Here is a 19,615-nt window from a genome sequence, read left to right as displayed (position 1 = left end):
TATGATTTATTTTGATAACAGTGCGACGACACTCCATAAGCCGGACAGTGTTGCAGATGCAGTGTATGACGCGATAGTCTCGCAGCAGTTTGCAAATCCGGGGCGTGCCGCGCATAAAACCGCCCATGCGGCACTCGCCTCTTTGTATAAAACCCGTGTTGCCGTTGCCCGTATCTTCCATATAACAGACCCGCTGCAAGTTGCCCTGTGCCAAAATGCAACGGCAGCCTTGAACCTTGTGCTCAAAAGTTTGTTCGGAGCAGGCGATCACCTCATTACCACTGCGCTTGAGCATAACTCGGTCTTGCGTCCGCTCTATCAGCTGGAAAGTCAGGGGGCGGAGCTTTCGATTATCGGCTTTGATCTTGAAACAGGCGCGCTTGACTATACGGCAATGGAAACGCAGATACGGAGCAATACCAAGGCGATTATTGTTACCGCCTGCTCCAATGTTATCGGCGCCGTTCCCGATATGCAGAGAATTTACGGCTTATGCAGAAAGAATGGGTTGACGCTGATTATCGATGCATCCCAAAGCGCCGGTACCATGCCGATGGATATTTCGCAATATGAACAAACTATTGTCTGCTTTACCGGGCATAAAGGGTTGTATGGTCCACAGGGTACCGGCGGCATCGTCGTGAACGGCGACTTTGCTTTTAAGCCGGTGTTTTCCGGCGGCAGCGGCATTCATTCTTTTGACAAAACACACCCTGCAACAATGCCTGATGTGTTTGAAGCCGGCACCATGAATGTGCCTTCCTTTGCCGGACTGACTGCAGGATGTGCATACATCGAAAATCTCGGACAAGAGAATGCCGCTGCGTATTTAGCAAAGCTGCGCGCATACTTTTTCAAACTCGCCGCAGACCTTCCGTTTATCACGCTCTATGCACCGAAAGTGCAGAATGCCGGTCCCGTTATCGGGCTGAACATTGGAACCGTGCCGTCTTCTGAAGTGAGCCGCCTCCTTGATGAACGGTACGGCATTGCAACCCGTCCGGGTGCCCACTGCGCTCCGCTTGTACACCGGAGCTATAAAACGGAAGCGCAAGGGATTGTCCGCTTCAGCTTTTCTACGTTTAATACGCCGGAAGAGATAGAGGCAGCTATTGATGCTCTTGGCGCCATCAGCGAGTCCTTTTGAAAATATACGACGCATCTGCGCCAAAACTATACATCCGTGTATAGTTTTGGCTACGAGTTTCGCGTCACCGCGAAACATCGCTTCTGCATAAAACTACCGCCATCCATGGCGGTACTGCGGTATGTTGATTTGGCAGGAGAGCAAACTCACCAGGCAGAGTAGATAAAAGCGCAGAATAATTGAGGCCGTGAGACCATTTGAACCATCTTCAACTGTTGTACATCCGTGTACAACAGTTGAAGGCGAGTTTTGTGCGTGCACAAAACATCGCTGCTGCATAAAACCACCGCCATCCGTGGCAGTTCTGGTTGAACGGCCTCAATTATTCTGCGGGGATGCTAAGAAATAGCCATGATGCGTTTGCACGGGGCTTGACTTTCTTTTGAAATTATGGAATACTCGTTCAGTCTTGCTAAGACATTTAAGCAATGGGCCATTAGCTCAGCTGGTAGAGCAACAGACTCTTAATCTGTGGGTCGCAGGTTCGAAGCCTGCATGGCTCAGATGAATAGGGGTTAAGTAGCCTAAAGGTTAGGACTTGACTTTCCTAGAAATCATCGGTATATTGTTTCGACTCACTTTGTGAGCGAGAGTGGTGGAATTGGCAGACACGCCAGACTTAGGATCTGGTGCCTCGGCGTGAGGGTTCAAGTCCCTCCTCTCGCAGGATTCCACACAGTCCATACCGAGCGATATATTTTGCGGGAATAGCTCAGTGGTAGAGCGCCACCTTGCCAAGGTGGATGTCGCGGGTTCAATCCCCGTTTCCCGCTCTTACAGAAGCGATTCGGTACATCCGAATCGCTTTTTTTTTAACCGGACGTTTCCGGTAAAGAATAAAGTTCTCTTGAGAGAAACCTTTTTAGGATCATAAGGATATGCCAATGAATTTTACGAAAGAATTTACCCCTATCGAAAAGTCTCGGATGAAACTTTCGATCACCGTTAAACAGGATGAGGTGCAAAACCGATATGCACTTTTAACGAAAAAATATGCGAAACAGCTCCAAATACCGGGCTTTCGTAAAGGCAAAGTACCGGTAAAAATCCTTGAACAAAAATTCGGCGAAACGCTGCGTGCCGAAACGTATGACGAAGTAATTCAGAATGTATTGGAAGAAGTGTTTGATGCTGCGGATAAATATTCACGGCCGTTGCCCTATTCGCAGCCTGAACTTGACGGTACACCCGATTTCAAACTCGACTCCGACTTGGTATTTACCGTTCTGTATGATGTGCTTCCCAAAGTAGAAATAACAAAGACGGAAGGCTTCACGGTATCCGTTCCCAAAGTGACCGTTACTGATGCCGATATCGAAAAAGAATTGAAGCTGATACAGGAACGCAATGCACTTGTCATCGATTGCAGCGATTCCGATACCGTTCAGAATGATAATATCGTAACTATCAACTATGTACAGCTTGATGATGCCGATGCGGAAATCGAAAGCTCAAAACGGAATGATTTTGTATTTACCGTTGGTAAGGGACAATTCCATTACGGCGTAGATGATGAGCTTATCGGTATGAAAAAAGGCGAAGAAAAGGTTATCACCAAGACATACCCTGCTGACCATATCGATAAAGAGCTTGCAGGAAAGACAATCAAGTTAAAGGTTACCGTAACTGCATTGAAGCGCAAAGACTTGCCCGCTATCGATGATGATCTTGCACAGGATGTCAGCGAGAAATACAAGACCCTTGCCGACTTAAAAGCCGACATATCGAAGAATCTTACCCGTCAGGTAGAAGATGTTTTAGAGCGGAAAAAGACCGACGATCTGCTGAAGCAGATGGCGGAAGCTAATCCTATAGAATTGCCTGAGTCCATGATTAAGGCGGAACTCGAAGGGCGGTGGGCTATGCTGGCACAGCGGTTGGGAATGTCGCCCGAAAACTTAGAAAAACTGACAGGCGGTGTAAACGGTAAGTTTTCTAAAGAATCTGCGATGGGTGAATGGCGGGCGGAGGCTGAGCTACGGCTTAAAACCCGCATTATTGTTGAAAAACTGATGGAAGAACGGGCTATTACTGCTTCGCCGGAAGATGTTGAAGCAGAATATGCTTCGATAGCCGAACGCGCAGGGGCTTCAACGGAAGATGTTAAAAAGCATTATGATGGTAACCCCCGCGAAAAAGAATACTTGATTGATGATATTAAAGAAAAGAAACTTTATGCCCAGCTTTTGGAAAAGTCGACGGTAAAACAGGGCGAGAAGCTGACGGTAGAACAATTACTTGGAGAGGGAGCTGCTGATGTCGGAACGGATGCATAGCCTTGTTCCTTATGTTATTGAGCAGACGGGAAACGGGGAGCGCAGCTACGATATCTTTTCCCGTCTATTAAAGGACCGTATCATCTTTGTTGATGGAGAAATAACCGATGCAACTGCTGATCTGGTAGTTGCACAGCTGCTTTTTCTGGAATCGCAGAATCCCGACAAAGATATCAGTCTTTATATCAATAGTCCGGGCGGTTCGGTAACGGCAGGGCTCGCTATGTACGATACAATGCAGCATATTCATCCCGACGTGCAAACCATCTGTCTGGGGCAGGCAGCAAGTATGGCTGCCGTGCTTTTGGCAGGAGGGAGCAAAGGGAAGCGCTTTGCGCTGCCGTCTTCCCGCGTGATGATTCACCAACCGTGGGGCGGCGCGCAGGGACAGGCCAGCGATATTACCATACAAGCACGGGAAATACTCCGGTTAAAAAAGCTGATTATCCAATATTGCGCCCATCACACCGGAAAATCGGAGAAGGCGGTTGCCGAAGACATGGAACGGGATTTCTTTATGTCTGCGCAGGAGGCCTGCGAATACGGCATCGTTGATATGGTTATGGATAGGAGAAAAAATGCCTAAATTAAGAAGCGATCCTTCTTTGGTTTGCTCTTTTTGCGGTAAGCGGGAAGATGCAGGCCGTAAAATTGTTCCCGGTCCGGGAGTTGCTATCTGCGATCATTGTATTCAGCTTTGTAAGGAATACTTGAGCGCTTATAAAATGGCAATGCCTCTGCAGCTTTCAGGGGATATCCCGACACCGATGGAATTAAAGACCTATCTTGACGAATATGTTATCGGGCAAGAGAAAGCCAAACGGGTGTTATCGGTTGCCGTCTATAATCACTACAAGCGGATTATGCATCCGCCGACTGACCGAAATGCCGTTGTTATTGAAAAATCAAATGTTTTATTGATAGGGCCGACCGGTTCGGGGAAAACGCTATTGGCACGGACACTTGCACAAAAGATGAAAGTTCCGTTTGCTATTGCGGATGCGACTACTTTAACCGAGGCTGGCTATGTTGGTGAAGACGTTGAAAATATCCTCTTAAAACTGATCCAGAATGCAGACGGCGATATTGCCCGTGCCGAGCGCGGTATTATTTTTATCGACGAAATCGATAAGATTGCGCGGAAAAGTGAAAACGTGTCGATTACCCGTGATGTTTCGGGTGAAGGTGTGCAGCAGGCTCTATTGAAGATTGTTGAAGGAACCGTCGCTTCCGTTCCTCCTCAGGGCGGGCGTAAACATCCGAATCAGGATATGCTGAAGATCGATACGTCCAATATTCTGTTTATCTGCGGCGGCGCCTTTGTTGGACTTGATACGATTATCCAAACGCGCGTTGCGGAAAATCCGATGGGCTTTGCGGCTGATGTACGGTCTGCAAAAGAAAGGGATTTGCAGGAGTTGTACGACAAGCTCATTCCCGATGATTTGGTAAAGTTCGGCATTATTCCCGAGTTGATCGGGCGGCTTCCCATCAGTGTTTCGCTCAGCGATTTAAAACTCGAAGACCTGCGGCGTATTCTTGTTGAACCGAAAAATGCCATCATCAAACAGTTCCAAGAATCGTTTAAGCTTGATAACGTTAAGCTGACTTTTGATGATGCTGCCCTTGATGCGATTTCTCAGCAAGCGCTGGATCAAAATACCGGTGCACGCGGGCTTCGCTCTATTGTCGAAAAACTAATGCTTGATGCGATGTTTGAAGCTCCCTCGATGAAAGGGCAAAAAGAGCTGCATATCACGAAAAAAGTTATTGAGGAAACGGAAAAACCTGAGCTAAAACTGATTTCGGAAAAAACGGCGTAAGCTGCTTTTAACTTTGCTGTATTTTGCTTATTTGTTATTATTTGTCATTGTATAGGAAAGCCTCTAAAAAGCTTACTAAGCTTTTAGAGGACTCCTAAAATAAAAAGAGCCGACGCATTAAACGAGGTGAAAATTTAACTTCAACCGTTTGACGTCGGCTTTTTTGATGCTTCCATCAATTTAAAAAATCAGTTGCGATATTGTACGCAGATAAGCGCTCCTAGTACCATCAGGTGAGCGGATAGCTGCTGCAGATAGGTTAATAAACCGTGCACGCCATGAATGCCGCTGTTAAATGTTCCGATAAAATCGATCAAAACAATATTGATAATCCACAATACGATAAAAATAATCAAAATCACATTGAGAATCTGCGGAGAGAATGTAAACAACCCCATCAACAAGAAAAATCCGGCGATGAGTTCGCATACGGCAATCGCGATGATGATAATCGTACTTATCGTCGAGCTTTTTACCAACTGTGTAAGAAATGTAACTACCGGATTTAAATTACCGGCGCTGGATTGCATAAGCCCCGTTACGCCGCTGACCAGTAAGAAAAAAACAAGTGCAATTTGTAAGATGGTGATACCCATACTTCGTCTCATAAGAACCTCCAAGTATCTTCTGTAAGGACATCCTAAAACTTTGATCTCTAGAGATGCCCTGTATAATATCGGCGAATAACGCCAGACTTTTACGGTATTGATAATTGAAAACGGTAGAAATTGTTTACTCAATAGGACGTCTTCAATTATTTATGAATTACTCCTCTTGCCTGAATACTGCTTGCCGTTTATACTTCCCGCAATCAAATCTAAGCAAACCTCTAAAAATCTGAGGTTTTTAGAGGTTCCCATGTGTAATAACCAATATACAAAATCAATTCTTCAATGTCTTTTTTCTATAGAGCCGATAGCTGTTCACGGGGCAGATGTTACGGTTCATTCGCTTTCGTATGATTCGCGTGAAGTGCAGGCAGGCGCCGCTTTTTTTGCCTTGCCCGGCGTGCATACCGATGGTTCAAAGTTTGTCGATGCAGCTATTGCGAAGGGCGCCGTTGCGGTTATCCACGAAAAAACGCTTCCATTATACCAAGAGCATATTTGCTACGTTCAAGTGTCGGATGTCCGTGCCGCAATGGCCGCCGCTGCAGCTGTTTTTTTTGGCGAGCCTTCAAAAGATTTGGTAACAATCGGAGTAACCGGTACGGAAGGAAAAACCAGCACCGTCGACTTTATCTGGCAGTTGCTGCGGCTTGCCGGAAAAAAAGCGGGGTTTTCTTCAACCGTGTCTTTTTCGCTTGGGGATGAATCCGTCGCTAATCCGGCGCATCAAACAACGCCCGAATCGGTTACCGTGCAGGAACGGCTTGCCCGTATGCGGGATAACGGTTGCGAATATGCAGTCGTGGAAGCGTCATCGCACGGGCTTTCTCCCCGAACGGCGCGCCTATTGCAGGTGCAGTTCGATGCGGGCGTATTTATGAATGTTACGCAGGAGCATTTGGAATTTCACGGCACCTTTGAACAATACCGCTACGATAAAGCGAACTTATTCCGCGCATTGGATACCCATGATCATAAGAAAAAAAACGGAACGGTTGCAGCTTTCGGCATTGTCAATCTTGAAGATCCGTCTGCCACCTATTTTGCACAGGCAACACATCAGCCGGTGTTCGGATTTGCTTTGCAGAAGCATGTCGACGCTACGGCAACTCCTTCGGCCTCGATTCCAAATTTTGCAGGCGGCTTATATGCCGATAACGTACATGAAGGGGAGACCGGTTTAACCTTTACAATCCACACAGCGTTTAACGGTGTAAAGGAAGTGTATGAGGCCGTCGCTCCGGTAACCGGCTTTTTTAATGTGTATAATATCCTTGCTGCCCTTATCGCTGTGCATAATTTAACAGGCGGGCCGTTTGAAACACTTGTATCCTTGCTGAATCGGCTTGTGCCGGTCAGAGGGAGAATGTGCCGTGTTGAAGCGGGGCAGGACTTTGAAGTGCTTATCGACTATGCGCATACGCCGTCATCATTCCAAGTAATTATGCCGTCTGTCCGAGACCGTGTTAAAGCGAAAGGCGGTCGTGTGATTGCCGTATTCGGTTCGGGCGGAGAGCGCGATACCGTTAAACGACCGGAGCAGGGGCGGATTGCCGGAGAATACTGCGATATTGTTATCCTCACCGATGAAGACCCTCGCGGCGAAGACCCTGTCGAGCTTTTGGAAATGATTGCAGCAGGCTGTCCTAACAAGAAGCGCGGCGAGGAGCTGTTTATTATTCCTGACCGGCCTACTGCCATCCGCAAAGCCTTCTCCCTTGCACAACCGAATGATGCGGTACTCTTGCTTGGAAAGGGGCATGAAAATTCGATTATCGGAAAAAACGGTGCCACCCCCTATGACGAATACACCGAAGCGCTCAATGCTCTGCGGGAAATGTAGTTTTTTTACAGAAGCCCTATAATCACTGTGTAGGATTTGCTGTAAATACTTGGCGTTTAAATTCCGAAGGCGTAAGTCCGTACCGCTTTTTAAAAGCACGGCGGGACGTTTGTGTATTTGCATAACCGCAGCGTTCCGCTAAAACGGTAAGCGATGCTTTCGTGTCTTCCGTAATCAGCGCTTGAGCTTTTTCGAGCCGTTTATCTTCCAAATATTGAGCAAAACTTTTTTGCATTCTGGTACGAAAAAAATAGTATAGAAAATTTTCCGTCATCCCGAAATCCTGCGCCATTTGAGAAAGATTTAAAAGCGGATTTGCATAAGATTGTTCTATATATTCGGCAATATGATTTATAAGGGTTATATCTTTTCCTTGATATACATCTGCCGATACCGTATGTTCGTTGTCGTTGATTCGTGCGGAGGGTTTAATACCCCGACGCTCTGCGTCGTAACAAAGGGTATTAAAGCCGACTGCAACCACCTTATGAGAACAACATACCCCGACGCTTGCGTCGGGGTTGTTGATTGCTTCGGGTTGAGATTCCTGAAATGAGCAAAGAGGAGACTGCGAAGAACTTTTTCGCGGTAAGCGGAGCAATAATACAGCTGTATATCCGATATAAGATAAAAGACAAAACATAAATACGGCAGACACGGCAAAACGTCCGGTTAATATGTGCTGAACAAATGTGAATTGCGGAATGCTTACAAGAAGGACAGTATCGGTACCCCGTATCGCTTGCGCAAAGAGAAAATAAGATTTGCCGCGTATACGCTGTTGCATAACGATTATCGGCTCGCTTCTTTCGGTTTGCATCGGTTTCGGCATGGCCGATAGCATTGTTTGTATTTCGGATTGTACGGGTTCGGTTTCTTTTACTGCCCCGTCAGGGCGGATAAGCAGCGGCCTGCCTTTGCTGTCAATAAGCCAAAAGACGGCTTCGGTAGAAGCCGGAAGAGCGGAAAAAAGCCCTTCAAAATAGCTTGTTTTTAAAAGTATTATGAGCTTTCCCTCATTTGCCGCAGTATTTTGCAAAGGAAAGGTCTGTTCAAATACAAGAAGTTTTCTCCGTATTCCTTTAGAAACCACCGGAGATTCAGGCAACCATGCATTGACATATACAGGCCGTAGATAGTGTTCCCGCCATTGTCTGCTGTTTAAATCTTGGAATGCAAAAAGAGCTGTATACATGGCATCTATATCGAAAAAAGCGTTGTCCGCTTCCAGTAAATAGTCGCTCTTTTTAGAATAAAGATACAGCGAATCGATTGCCGGATGCACCGATTTGATATATGAGAGCTGACGCTGTGCATTGATAAGTATTTGTATATCGGCAGAACCTTGTACAATCGTATTCTGCATTACAAAGGCTTGTACGTCGGTATTGATCATCAGCATATAAGAAAGCCGTTGTATTTCGCTCATTGTTAAATGGAGAGTATCAGCCGTTTTAATCAGCGTGTTTTTACAGGTATCCATTCGGTTTTTTATTGCACGGCGAAAGAACCTGTATTCAGCGGCAGCTATCGCGACACAAGCAACACAGCATAGTGCAAATAAAGAACGGGAGGCGGAAATTTTCTGTATGTTTTGCCACAACGATCGAATCGACACGATGAAAAAAGTATACCATGTTTAAAGTAAAAATGCAAAAACATCGCTGCTGTCTGGAACCACGGGTATCCGTGCCGGTAAGAAACGGCGGGTATTAACCCCTCAAATAAAAAAAGAGCGGCCTTATGGGGACATATAAGACCGCTCAAAAACTTATTTTGGGAGGGATACTCCTATTTTTTCTTATCGATGTAGCCGCTTTTCACGTTATTTTGTCGCTTCTTTTAAAAGCTTACGGCACGTACTGAGTACGCGAGTTGCGACCAATTCTTCGGAGCTGTCAGCCGGAATACAGGTCGGCTTTGCACCGTCCGTTTTTTCGATTTCGCTCGGCTTCATTCCGTACCATACATGCATGTGCGCGGGGCTGCCGTGTGGTGTCGTCATAGATAAAAAGGCGAATTTTCCCGCTTTTTTCCGGTCGGAAGCAACAAACGCCGTTGCCATAGCACGCAGTTTATTAGCGCCGTCGCGGTTGTAAGCAACTCTCGAAAGTTCGGTGTCGCCCTTCCATACAACCAGTTCGTTCTTATCGTTTCCGGTAATAAACTCAAGGTGCGTAAAGTCGGAAGCAGTACCGTAGCTTTTCTTTGCCATCATAATGATTTCTTCTTTGGTAAAGTCGCTGCCGTCTTTCTTTCCGGAAAATTCTTTAATGAGCTTTGTATATGCTTCCTGAACGGCAGGACGAGGATCGTCATAGATAAGCGCAGTGTTGATCCATTTGCCCGTATACGGCATAAGGGACGCTTTCGGTAACATCTCCGCAATTTCCTTAATCATGCCGGTCATTTCGTTTAACAGAGTTTCGTGCGAAACAGCCGTATCGGCATAGCTCGGCCACCAGAGCGGATCGCTTTCTACCAGCGACTTAATGTCTTTGCTGCCGAATCGTACGTGCCAGTGCAATAAGCCATCTTCGGAATCTCGACCCGGAGGTACGATAATAAAATACTGTGCTTCCGCTAAGCCCTGTACCGGTTTTATCGCCTCAAATGCGTACCATGAGTGGCCTTCAATTCCTTGCATGGGCTTCGTTCCGGTATAACGATATTCGCACGGAATTTGTTTTTCGTTACCGTCTTTGTCCATCACGGTAAACAATACGGTATTGGAACCGTCAAACTTGATTTTTACGAAAGGCGTTGCAAACATAGAAGAAACCGCTGCCTTTAATCCGTCTTCGGTATAGTACGGCATCTTTTCCGCTTGCATTCTATATGCGTCATTTAACTGAGTTGCACCGGAAATCGCGCTAAAGGATTGCCATTCACCCTTCCATGCAGAGAGTTCGTTTCCCGCTTCGAGCTTTGCAGCTGCGGATGTCGATTTACATCCGGTGAAAAATACGGTCAGCAACAGCAATACTGCCGCTCCGTATCCGATATGTTTTTTAGATAACATCTAAAAACCTCCTAAAGTTTACCTATACTGACAAAAATTATAAAAAATGTCAACCGTTTCTAACAGACCGTATGAATAAAATGTCCTATTCTATCATTTCCGAATTTTAGCAGCTCTTTGTACGCACGATAAAACCGCTGCGCAGCGGGACGTTTGTTTCGATAATGCAGGGATGTCCGTGGCATACCCAATCGCGGACAGTATCGGTTTCGGGGTTGAGCAGGGTGTAATTGCGGTCTTCGATTGCGCAGATGTCGGGACCGATGTACTCAAGCGGCATATCTGCGGTAATCTTATTCATCGATATGAATTCATAGCGGTTGGTGCCGAGTTCTTTCCCGATGGTACCGGCCATATTATACGGTGACTTGGATTCCCCGCGGGTTGTTTTATTTGCATCATCCTTTGAAAAATAAAAGCCGGTACCGAACGCACGGTGCGCCGTATTGTATAGCTCTTTCACAAAGGGCTCCGCTTCCGCAGGAGAGATTTTGCCGAATAAGGCGTCGATCCGCTTCCGGTAGGCGCGGGTAACAAGCGCGGTATAATAGAGGCTTTTCATTCTTCCTTCTATTTTAAGCGCATCGGCGCCTGCTTTTTTCAGGTCGGCAAGGTAGTCTATCATGCAAAGGTCTTTAGACGAAAAAAGCGCCGTATAACCGTCGCCCTCTTCTACGGGAAAGTATTCACCCGGGCGCTCTTTTTCTTCAACGGCAAGCGAATAGTCCCAGCGGCAGGAGTGGGTGCAGGCTCCGGCATTTGCGCTGCGGCCGGTAAGGTATGCGCTAATAAGGCAGCGCCCCGAATACGCAATGCACATTGCGCCGTGTACAAAGCACTCAAGCTCTATCTCCGGTACATGCGCTTTTATTTCGGCAATATCCGCAAGCGAGGCCTCTCTACCGAGTACCACGCGCTTAAATCCCAAGTCGCGGTATACTCGCACCGCTTCATAGTTGATGCAGTTTGCCTGTGTGCTGAGGTGGATCGGCACATCGGGAAAATGCTTGCGCAGTACGGAAACCATTCCGATATCCTGAACAATAAAGGCATCGATGGGGTAGAGCTTAAAATAATCAGCCTCCGCTAAAAAGGCCTTAATGTCCTCATTATGAAAAGAAATATTCAGCGCACAGAGCAGCTTTTTTGGTTTACCTTGTTTTGCATAGTGCGCTTTGAGCGCATGGATGGTTTTGTATTCGTCGGTAAAAAAATTATCGGCTTTTACCCGCAAAGAAAAATTTTTGAGGCCGATGTAAGCGGCATCGGCTCCGTATTCCCACGCGTAGTGTAGTTTTTCCAAATTTCCGGCAGGGGCTACCAATTCCATCATGGTTATCGTTCTTCCTCAATAAAAAGAGACTGCACCCATTGTCCCATTTTCTCTACCGCTAAGTGAGCTTCTTTTGCCTGTGCGTCCATCGCCTGAAAGAAATGCCACATCTCCGGCCATATATCCAACTGTACCTGTCCGCTGGTAGCTTCAATCTTCTGTGCGAGCGCCCGTGCGTCTGCTAAGAGAATTTCTTTACCGCCGCACTGAATAAAAATCGGCGGGAACCCTTCAAAGGAGCCGTACAGCGGAGATACCAGGGGGTTCTGAAAATTCTCAGCTGTTGTGTAGCGTCCGGCAACTGCCAGAAGTGACTCTTTCAGCAAAAATTTATCGGATTTTTGTAACGTATGTATTTCTTCGTTTGAGCATGAAATGTCCAGCCATGGAGAAATGAGTACGAGCGCGGCAGGCTGCGGTAATTTTTTTTGTCTTAAATAATGAACAAGCGCCGTTGCCAAAGCAGCCCCCGCTTCGTCTCCGGCAATAACGACCGACTTCGGAGAAAAGGCGTATTTTTTCAGTATCCCTCGATAGGTAATAAAGATATCCTCCAATCCGGCCGGAAAGGGATATTCGGGTGCACGGCGGTATTCCGGCAAAAACAACTTGCACGCGCATTCGTGAGCAAACGACGCGCAAAAGTTCCGTGAAGCCTTACATGATCCATTTACAAATGAGCCACCGTGCGCATAAAGAATAACACGGTTTGCTGCCGCTACTTCCGGCTCCAGAATTTCTACCGGTACCGAATCGAGCGTATCTCGTGTTATATCCGTATTGTTAGGCAGATACGGCGAGTAAAAAAAAGAATCATATTCCTCCCGGATGCTACTCAACGGTATTTTAGGAGAATAGAGGGTCTTTTTGAATGATTTTTGAATCTGTCGCAGTGAATTTGTCCCATCCATCGGAGCAGTATACAGAATCTTTTGCGCTCATTCCAGCCCCCTTTTGCAAAAGTGTATAAATTCAGAATTGCATAAACGCTCCGTTTTAACTATACTTATTCTATTATGATAGAAATGAAACGGACCGTTACCTGCGGAGAATTACAAAAAAGCGACGCCGGTAAAACAGTAGTATTAAACGGATGGGTGCACCGCAAGCGCGACCATGGGGGTATCTCTTTTATAAACTTACGCGACCGCTACGGACTGACACAGGTGGTTGTCGATGACGATGCAAGCACTGAGCTAAAAGAAACCGCAGCCGGTTTGAAGATGGAATATTGTATTGCCGTTGAAGGTACGGTGCGGGAGCGTCCCGATTCCATGGTCAATACGGACATGACGACCGGCCATATCGAAGTTAAGGCTCAACGCATTATGGTGCTGTCAAAGAGCGCGGTGCTGCCCTTCCAGATTGACGAAAAAACCAACGCCAACGAAGATCTCCGGCTCAAGTACCGCTACCTCGACCTGCGTTCCCAAACCATGCAGGATCACCTGATACTGCGGTCAAAGGTTACGTTCGCTGTGCGGGAATTCTTGACCGGTAAAAATTTCCTTGAGATTGAAACGCCGACCTTTATTAAATCCACGCCGGAGGGCGCGCGCGACTACCTTGTGCCGTCCCGCCTGTATCCGGGTAAGTTCTATGCGCTGCCTCAGTCCCCGCAGCTGTACAAGCAGATACTGATGGTCTCCGGTTTTGACCGCTACTTTCAGATTGCACGCTGCTACCGCGATGAAGACGCGCGAGGCGACCGTCAGCCTGAGTTCACGCAGATCGATATCGAAATGAGCTTTGTCTCCCGCGATGATGTCCTCAACGTTACCGAAGACATGTTTCGCACGGTGTTCAAAAAGACCATCGGCGCGGATTTGGCGCAGTCATTCCCGCGTATCAGCTATGATGAAGCCATCGACCTCTACGGCACCGACAAACCCGATATCCGGTTCGAGATGAAGCTGCAGGATGCCGCATGGATGGCGGAATGCACGGACTTTGCCGTGTTTAAAGATGCGCTCGCTGCCGGAGGAGCTGTTAAAGCGCTCACCGTGAAGGGACAGGCGGGTAGCTACAGCCGCAAGAAGATAGAAGAGCTGGAAGCAACGGCAAAGATATACAAGGCGAAGGGGCTTGCATGGACAAAAGTTGCAGGCGGTGCCTTTGAAGGAGGCATTGCCAAATACTGCGCCGGAGCGGAAGCTGAAATATGCAAAAAATTGAACGCGCAAGACGGCGACCTTCTCCTCTTTGTTGCGGACGCAAAGTATAAAACCGCCTGTACCGCGCTCGGCGCCGTCAGAAGCAAGCTCGGCAAGGATTTGAATCTACTTGACCCAAAAGTATTCGCCTTTTTGTGGGTTATCGACTTTCCGCTCTTTGAATGGAACGAGGATGAGCAAAAATGGGATCCCGCGCACCACATGTTCTCTGCGCCGCAGGAACGCTACCTTGACACGCTGGAGCAAAACCCCGGCGAAGTAAAAGGCGACCTGTACGACCTCGTACTCAACGGATACGAAGTCGCGTCCGGTTCAATCAGAATCCATAACCCGGAGCTGCAAAAGCGGATATTCAACATTGTCGGCTTTAACCCCGCCGATGCGGAAAAGAAGTTCGGCTTTTTAACGGAAGCGTTCAAGTACGGCGCGCCGCCCCACGGAGGGATTGCCCCCGGGCTTGACCGCATCGTAATGCTGATGGCAGGCGAAAGTTCGATTAAAGAGGTCATCGCCTTCCCCAAAAACACCTTCGCCGTCAGCCCCATGGATGAAAGCCCCAGCGAGGTTGACGAAAAGCAGCTTGCCGAACTCCACTTGAGCATTCGGGAATAGCATGGATGAAGCAAGGCATCAATTATTCTGCGGGAATATTCCGCAAGATGATGCGTTTGCCTTGAAAAAATTATGGACATAGAAGCTATCGAATTCCGTGCGGCTTGTTTACAGGCGGCGCGGAATTTTTTTATTACACATGGATATCTGGAGTTGGACACTCCGGCGCTCTCGTCGGCGCTCATCCCCGAAAGCTGCCTTGAAGTGTTCCGCACGGAGTACCTCAAACCCTTTAAAACCGGCGAGGATGCGGCAGTCCCGCTCTTTCTTGTTCCCTCCCCGGAAGTATTCATCAAGCCGGTTATCGCCGCGCACGGCCGCTCGGTGTTTCAGCTTTCCAAATGTTACCGCAACTGCGAATCCGTCGGGCATATTCATAATCCAGAATTTACCATGCTGGAATATTACACCATGCAAGCGGATTGCCGCGATTCCATCAAGATTACTGAAGCTTTTCTACAGACTATGGCGCAGGCAGTTGCGGGGATGCCGCTTGCTGATCCCGAATTGGGTGCGGTGCTTTCCAAACCGTTTTTGCAGCTGACCATGGACGAAGCCTTTAAACGATTCGCCGGTTTTTCCCTCGCAGAAGCGGAAACGCCGGAGCTTGCTTTCCATGCGGAACGGCTCGGTCTCGGCGGCAGGGCGCAGTATGAAGATTGGGCGTGGGATGATTTATACGAACTGCTCTTGGTGCACTGCATCGAGCCGCAGCTTCCGTCCGATGTGCCGGTTGCGCTGCTGGACTACCCCGCGCGGGTACCTTGCCTTGCACAGGAACGGACGGAACAGCGTACCGCCGCTGACGGGCGCCGTTTTATATGGAAGACAAAAGAGCGGTGGGAAGTGTATGTACGCGGAGTGGAGCTTGCAAACTGCTATACCGAAGCGCGGGATGCGGGAGAGATCAACCGTTCATTTGCAGATGAGGCTGCAATCAAAAATGCAACCGCGCGGGTACCGCATCCCGTACCGGATAACTTCGGCGGGATGTGCGCCCGCATGCCCCCTTGTTCGGGCGTCGCGATGGGCTTTGACCGCCTCATCATGCTGCTCGGCGGAAAAAAAACACTCGAACCGTTTTTATACAGCGGGATGTGGGGGGATCGCACTCTTAATTACTCAACACGATGTGAAGCTGCCGGTTTTTTATATCATACGCTGGATACTGCTCAATAGTTTTGACCGTTTTGAATATCATAAATTCGCTTGTATAAACCGCCTCGTTCCGGCAACTCGCGGTGTGTGCCCTGCTGGGTAATTTTTCCGTCTTCCAATACGATGATGATATCGGCATCTTTGACCGTAGCGATGTGGTGAGAAATGATGATCACCGTTTTATGTTTATTTTCATTTTTGAGCGCGGCTCTGATTGCCGCATCGGTTTCCATATCAACTGCAGAAAGTGAATCGTCAAAGATCAAGCTAGGCGCATCATTAATTAGCGATTTTAATCAAGCTCGGCTGTAGAGCTGCAGCAATCTGAGCAAGCAGTGCAAACATAAGCGCAAGCAGATATAAGAGACGGAATCCTTTTAAATACGAAAAGAGCCGAACAAAATTTTTCACGGCGTTTATTATAACAGGAGCATCCGTTGTATTCTATGCACCTTGCTCAAGAATAATGCATAATTTATAATCCTTAATTGTAAAACTATGAATTTCGCATTATGAATTTATTTTATGAGGTATTATATTAAATGCACAAAAAGTATGTTTTTTTAGATTCGGGAATAGGAGGCTTGCCGTACTTCCGGTATTTTCATAAAAAAGCGCCGCAAGCATCGGCTGCGTATGTGGCGGATTTGGAACATTTTCCCTATGGGGAAAAAACGCGTGAGGAAGTGATTAAGTATGCCCTCGGTGTTACGGAAAAAATAATAAACCGCTTGGATCCCGCAATGGTTATCGTGGTATGCAATACGATGTCAACCGCCGCCCTCGATGCACTGCGCAAACATTTTTCCATTCCCTTTGTCGGTACCGTACCGGCGGTAAAGGTCGCGGCGGAAGTAAGCGTTAATAAGCGTATCGGGATTATCGCCACGGCGCGGACAATCAACGACCCGTATCTTGATAAGTTGATTGAATCATTTGCCGCCGATTGTACTATCGAAAGACGAGCGGATGCGGAACTGGTTGCAAAAATTGAAAACGGACTGATTACCGCTCCCGATGAAGAAAAACAAAAAGCGGTAGCGCCTGCAATCCGGCAATTTAAAGACGCCGGTGTCGACACGATTGTACTGGCGTGCACTCACTTTTTGCATCTTGCAGACACCTTTGCCGAATGCGCCGCTCCGGAAATAAAGGTTGTCGATTCCTTGCCCGGCGTCGTTTCCCATGCATTGGATGTGCTGCCTCCGCCGTCCGGTGGGGAAGCATCCCGCAACTGCTGCTATGTTACCGGCGAAATCACCGAGCGCATCGACCGGCTCTACCGCGGTTACTGTGAACTGTTTGACCTCGACTGGCAGGGATCGCTGTAATGCAGGGGCTGGTATTAAGCGGCGCAAATAATTTTTTTACCGTACGCACACCCGAAGGTAACGTAGTGCGTTGTTCCATTAAGGGAAAAAAACTGAAAGAAAGCCGCGGGTATTACAACCCCTTAGCGCCCGGCGATACGGTCGATATTGAATATGACGCCCTCAACCCCGACCAAGGACAAATTACGGCGCTTGTACCGCGGCGCAACGGTTTTATCCGCTGGAATCAGAAAACGCGCAGTCCGCAGCTCTTAGCGGCAAACATCGATTTGCTGCTCTGCGTTACCACCCCTGCCAATCCCCCCTTTCGTCCGCGCTTTACCGACCGCACATTGGTTCAAGCCGCCGCGGAAGGAATCTCTGCACTTATCATTGTGAACAAAATCGATTTGGGTATTCCGGAAGCGGTGCGGGAACGGATACGGGATTGGCAGCGCATCGGCATACAGGTATGCGAGGTCTCCGCAAAGACGGGGGAAGGACTTGAACCGTTCGCACGCCTCCTTTCGGGTAAAACCTGTGCCGTTACCGGACAGTCGGGAGTCGGAAAGTCGAGCTTACTGAATAGCCTTGACCCCAGCCTTGCGCTTAAAACCGCCGACATTTCGTTTAAGTACGACCGCGGTATCCATACGACAACGCAGGGCGTTTTTTTACCGATGACCTTTACCGCTGACGACGGAACCCGGCTGCCGTTCAATATCATCGACACCCCCGGTATCAGGCACTTTGCGCTGTGGGGCATTAAACCGGAAGAAGTCATCTTCTACTTTCCCGAAATGGAGGCAGCCGCAATACAGTGCGCCTTCGGGCTTTCCTGTTCACACATTCACGAGCGCGGCTGCCGCATCTTGGAAGAACTTGACGCAGGGCATATCCATCCCGACCGCTACGAAAGCTGGCGTTCCATGCGCGATGAACTGACGCTGCTCACCGCAGACGAATACTAGGTTACACGATACTTCTATGCAACTTTTTCACATTACAGTGCAAAGGTGATTCGTGTGGAGGAAAAATGAACAAGAAGATTTTTGAAAGCGATTTGTAAATCATGCATACAACACAGCATTGTATCTTTTAATAAATGATAGGCCCATAGAAACCGGCAACACCATCGACGGCATAACAGACGGTTCTGCACAGTCTGAACGATGGATATGCCGTTACGAAGAATCGCTTATCCCGCCGCGCTGTCTATCTTCATACTACTTTAGAGCGGATACTCTTTTATTAACTAATGCTATAAAGGCCTTTTTCATATCATCAGGTATTAAAGAATTACGGCACATTTCAATAAAAACAGGTGTCATAGATATCAATTGTCCTATCATTTTCTCTGCTGCAAGTTTCGCTATGCCGTAACCGGTTGCAAAGATAAGAAAATCTTTACGATGAATATTGTTTTTCTTTCCATTTATCGGCAGAGCAAATTCTTCTTTGTCTTCCGGCATAATGATATTGACCGGAAGCAAATCATATGCAGGGGAAAGATGATATACTCCCGAACCCGATTGCGTTTCAATCAAGGAAAAATTTTTCAAATGCATATCGGAATTTCCGATAATAAACGAAAACACGAGTCGATAAAATAGTTCGGTTATATCAAGACCGGGACGATAAGAGTATTTTTTAATAATATTCCCGCATCGTTCATAAGAGCCTTTATATTTATCTTGAGTCAATCTTAAATCAAGCTGACAAAAATCTTCCATAGCGATGAGCTTTACATTGGCATTTCTTGAAAAAACACGATCAATTCTTTTTGTAATATACGCATAAGAGTCTTTACTTTTTACAAGAGCGTGAGGAACGGTTACAATCTTAGCTTTATCTGCCATAGACATAGCAAGATGCTCAGATTCCGGCAACGCACGAAATTCTTTTACTTGAGGTTTCAAAATATATCCTGTAGGGTAATTCACAACAGTCAATCTGGGATACACGTCATTTGAAAGATGTAATGAAAGTTTTTTCTGAACACCCGGAATAGTATACCCTTTATTGGTGCTTTCTTTTGCTAGTTCTTCCAACACTGAGTCTGTTATTTCAATTTCCGGAATAACAGCTGTTGTGAAAAATTTTTTTATACATGTCTTATGCCAGCCGCTACTTTCATTATTGTCTTTTATCAGCTTTCCACAACACAGACAGTTCATATCTTTTCCTCACTTATGCTGACATTTCCGATAGGATCCTTACAAGCAACTAACAGCAAGGCAAATCTGTCTTTAGGGTCTATCTTCCAATTACGGCTTACAACCTCAAGAAGCCATCCTTCAGGAATCAGT

17 protein-coding genes, 3 tRNA genes and 1 pseudogene are annotated in these 19,615 nt (G+C 47.3%); 13 read left to right on the top strand and 8 right to left on the bottom strand.

Annotation, left to right across the window (positions count from 1 at the left end):
• The first annotated feature begins 1 nt into the window (after nt 1).
• The 7 genes from GWP40_RS12150 to clpX all read left to right on the top strand — a co-directional run bounded on the left by GWP40_RS12150 (nt 2) and on the right by clpX (nt 5,246).
• Entirely contained in the window at nt 2-1,147 is a 1,146-nt protein-coding gene (locus GWP40_RS12150) for an aminotransferase class V-fold PLP-dependent enzyme (RefSeq protein ID WP_212565517.1), read from the top strand.
• 430 nt (nt 1,148-1,577) lie between these two features.
• A tRNA-Lys gene (locus tag GWP40_RS12145) sits at nt 1,578-1,650 on the top strand.
• 83 nt (nt 1,651-1,733) lie between these two features.
• Nucleotides 1,734-1,813 (top strand) — tRNA-Leu (locus GWP40_RS12140).
• 35 nt (nt 1,814-1,848) lie between these two features.
• Nucleotides 1,849-1,920: transfer RNA gene (locus tag GWP40_RS12135), tRNA-Gly, on the top strand.
• 111 nt (nt 1,921-2,031) lie between these two features.
• Nucleotides 2,032-3,423, top strand: a complete 1,392-nt coding sequence (gene tig, locus GWP40_RS12130) for a trigger factor (protein ID WP_212565516.1) — start codon at nt 2,032-2,034, stop codon at nt 3,421-3,423.
• Nucleotides 3,404-4,009, top strand: coding sequence for an ATP-dependent Clp endopeptidase proteolytic subunit ClpP (gene clpP / locus GWP40_RS12125; RefSeq protein WP_212565515.1), 606 nt, complete (start codon nt 3,404-3,406; stop codon nt 4,007-4,009). Before tig ends, clpP begins: the two co-directional genes overlap by 20 nt.
• On the top strand, nt 4,002-5,246 hold the full coding sequence (clpX, locus tag GWP40_RS12120; protein WP_212565514.1) for an ATP-dependent Clp protease ATP-binding subunit ClpX: 1,245 nt from the start codon (nt 4,002-4,004) through the stop codon (nt 5,244-5,246). Before clpP ends, clpX begins: the two co-directional genes overlap by 8 nt.
• A gap of 188 nt (nt 5,247-5,434) precedes the next feature.
• Here clpX and GWP40_RS12115 read toward each other — a convergent pair whose 3' ends face one another.
• Complete coding sequence (locus GWP40_RS12115; protein WP_212565513.1) at nt 5,435-5,854, bottom strand: hypothetical protein; 420 nt, start codon at nt 5,852-5,854, stop codon at nt 5,435-5,437.
• Between the two features lie 250 nt (nt 5,855-6,104).
• Here GWP40_RS12115 and GWP40_RS12110 point away from each other — a divergent pair, with 250 nt between their 5' ends.
• Nucleotides 6,105-7,697, top strand: a complete 1,593-nt coding sequence (locus GWP40_RS12110; RefSeq protein WP_212565512.1) for a UDP-N-acetylmuramoyl-L-alanyl-D-glutamate--2,6-diaminopimelate ligase — start codon at nt 6,105-6,107, stop codon at nt 7,695-7,697.
• Nucleotides 7,698-7,719: 22 nt separating this feature from the next.
• Here GWP40_RS12110 and GWP40_RS12105 read toward each other — a convergent pair whose 3' ends face one another.
• From GWP40_RS12105 to GWP40_RS12090, 4 genes are all read right to left on the bottom strand, one after another.
• Entirely contained in the window at nt 7,720-9,180 is a 1,461-nt protein-coding gene (locus GWP40_RS12105) for an AraC family transcriptional regulator (RefSeq protein WP_212565511.1), read from the bottom strand.
• A 342-nt stretch (nt 9,181-9,522) separates the two neighbouring features.
• Nucleotides 9,523-10,719, bottom strand: coding sequence for a ZinT/AdcA family metal-binding protein (locus GWP40_RS12100; protein ID WP_212565510.1), 1,197 nt, complete (start codon nt 10,717-10,719; stop codon nt 9,523-9,525).
• Nucleotides 10,720-10,825: 106 nt separating this feature from the next.
• A complete protein-coding gene (locus GWP40_RS12095; protein ID WP_212566619.1) occupies nt 10,826-12,049 on the bottom strand; it encodes a peptidase U32 family protein in 1,224 nt (407 codons plus the stop codon).
• Nucleotides 12,050-12,054: 5 nt separating this feature from the next.
• Complete coding sequence (locus GWP40_RS12090) at nt 12,055-12,963, bottom strand: alpha/beta hydrolase (protein WP_212565509.1); 909 nt, start codon at nt 12,961-12,963, stop codon at nt 12,055-12,057.
• Between the two features lie 114 nt (nt 12,964-13,077).
• Here GWP40_RS12090 and aspS point away from each other — a divergent pair, with 114 nt between their 5' ends.
• Both aspS and GWP40_RS12080 read left to right on the top strand, forming a co-directional pair.
• Entirely contained in the window at nt 13,078-14,838 is a 1,761-nt protein-coding gene (gene aspS / locus GWP40_RS12085) for an aspartate--tRNA ligase (RefSeq protein ID WP_212565508.1), read from the top strand.
• A gap of 72 nt (nt 14,839-14,910) precedes the next feature.
• Nucleotides 14,911-16,017 (top strand): amino acid--tRNA ligase-related protein, encoded by a 1,107-nt coding sequence (locus GWP40_RS12080; protein WP_230974474.1) that lies wholly within the window; start codon nt 14,911-14,913, stop codon nt 16,015-16,017.
• Here GWP40_RS12080 and GWP40_RS12075 read toward each other — a convergent pair.
• The gene (locus tag GWP40_RS12075) at nt 16,011-16,262 is read right to left on the bottom strand and encodes an ABC transporter ATP-binding protein (protein ID WP_230974473.1); all 252 of its coding nucleotides are present in this window, start codon (nt 16,260-16,262) and stop codon (nt 16,011-16,013) included. The genes GWP40_RS12080 and GWP40_RS12075 overlap by 7 nt on opposite strands.
• Nucleotides 16,263-16,538: 276 nt before the next feature.
• On the opposite strand from GWP40_RS12075, the gene murI reads away from it, so the two are divergent.
• From murI to GWP40_RS13635, 3 genes and pseudogenes are all read left to right on the top strand, one after another.
• Nucleotides 16,539-17,327, top strand: coding sequence for a glutamate racemase (gene murI, locus GWP40_RS12070; RefSeq protein WP_212565507.1), 789 nt, complete (start codon nt 16,539-16,541; stop codon nt 17,325-17,327).
• Nucleotides 17,327-18,277 carry a ribosome small subunit-dependent GTPase A gene (gene rsgA / locus GWP40_RS12065; protein ID WP_212565506.1) on the top strand — a complete coding sequence of 317 codons (951 nt, stop codon included), beginning with the start codon at nt 17,327-17,329 and terminating at the stop codon, nt 18,275-18,277. Before murI ends, rsgA begins: the two co-directional genes overlap by 1 nt.
• A gap of 106 nt (nt 18,278-18,383) precedes the next feature.
• A pseudogene (locus tag GWP40_RS13635) lies at nt 18,384-18,506 on the top strand (DUF4261 domain-containing protein); the annotation flags it as partial.
• 26 nt (nt 18,507-18,532) lie between these two features.
• On the opposite strand, the gene GWP40_RS12055 reads toward GWP40_RS13635, so the two are convergent.
• A complete protein-coding gene (locus tag GWP40_RS12055; protein WP_212565505.1) occupies nt 18,533-19,483 on the bottom strand; it encodes a HipA domain-containing protein in 951 nt (316 codons plus the stop codon).
• Nucleotides 19,480-19,611 (bottom strand): HipA N-terminal domain-containing protein, encoded by a 132-nt coding sequence (locus GWP40_RS13325; protein ID WP_269140262.1) that lies wholly within the window; start codon nt 19,609-19,611, stop codon nt 19,480-19,482. Before GWP40_RS13325 ends, GWP40_RS12055 begins: the two co-directional genes overlap by 4 nt.
• Between the last annotated feature and the right edge of the window lie 4 nt (nt 19,612-19,615).

The sequence above is a fragment of the Treponema vincentii genome (assembly GCF_018336815.1).
Lineage (GTDB): Bacteria > Spirochaetota > Spirochaetia > Treponematales > Treponemataceae > Treponema.
This window is presented reverse-complemented; position numbering and strand designations above follow the sequence as displayed.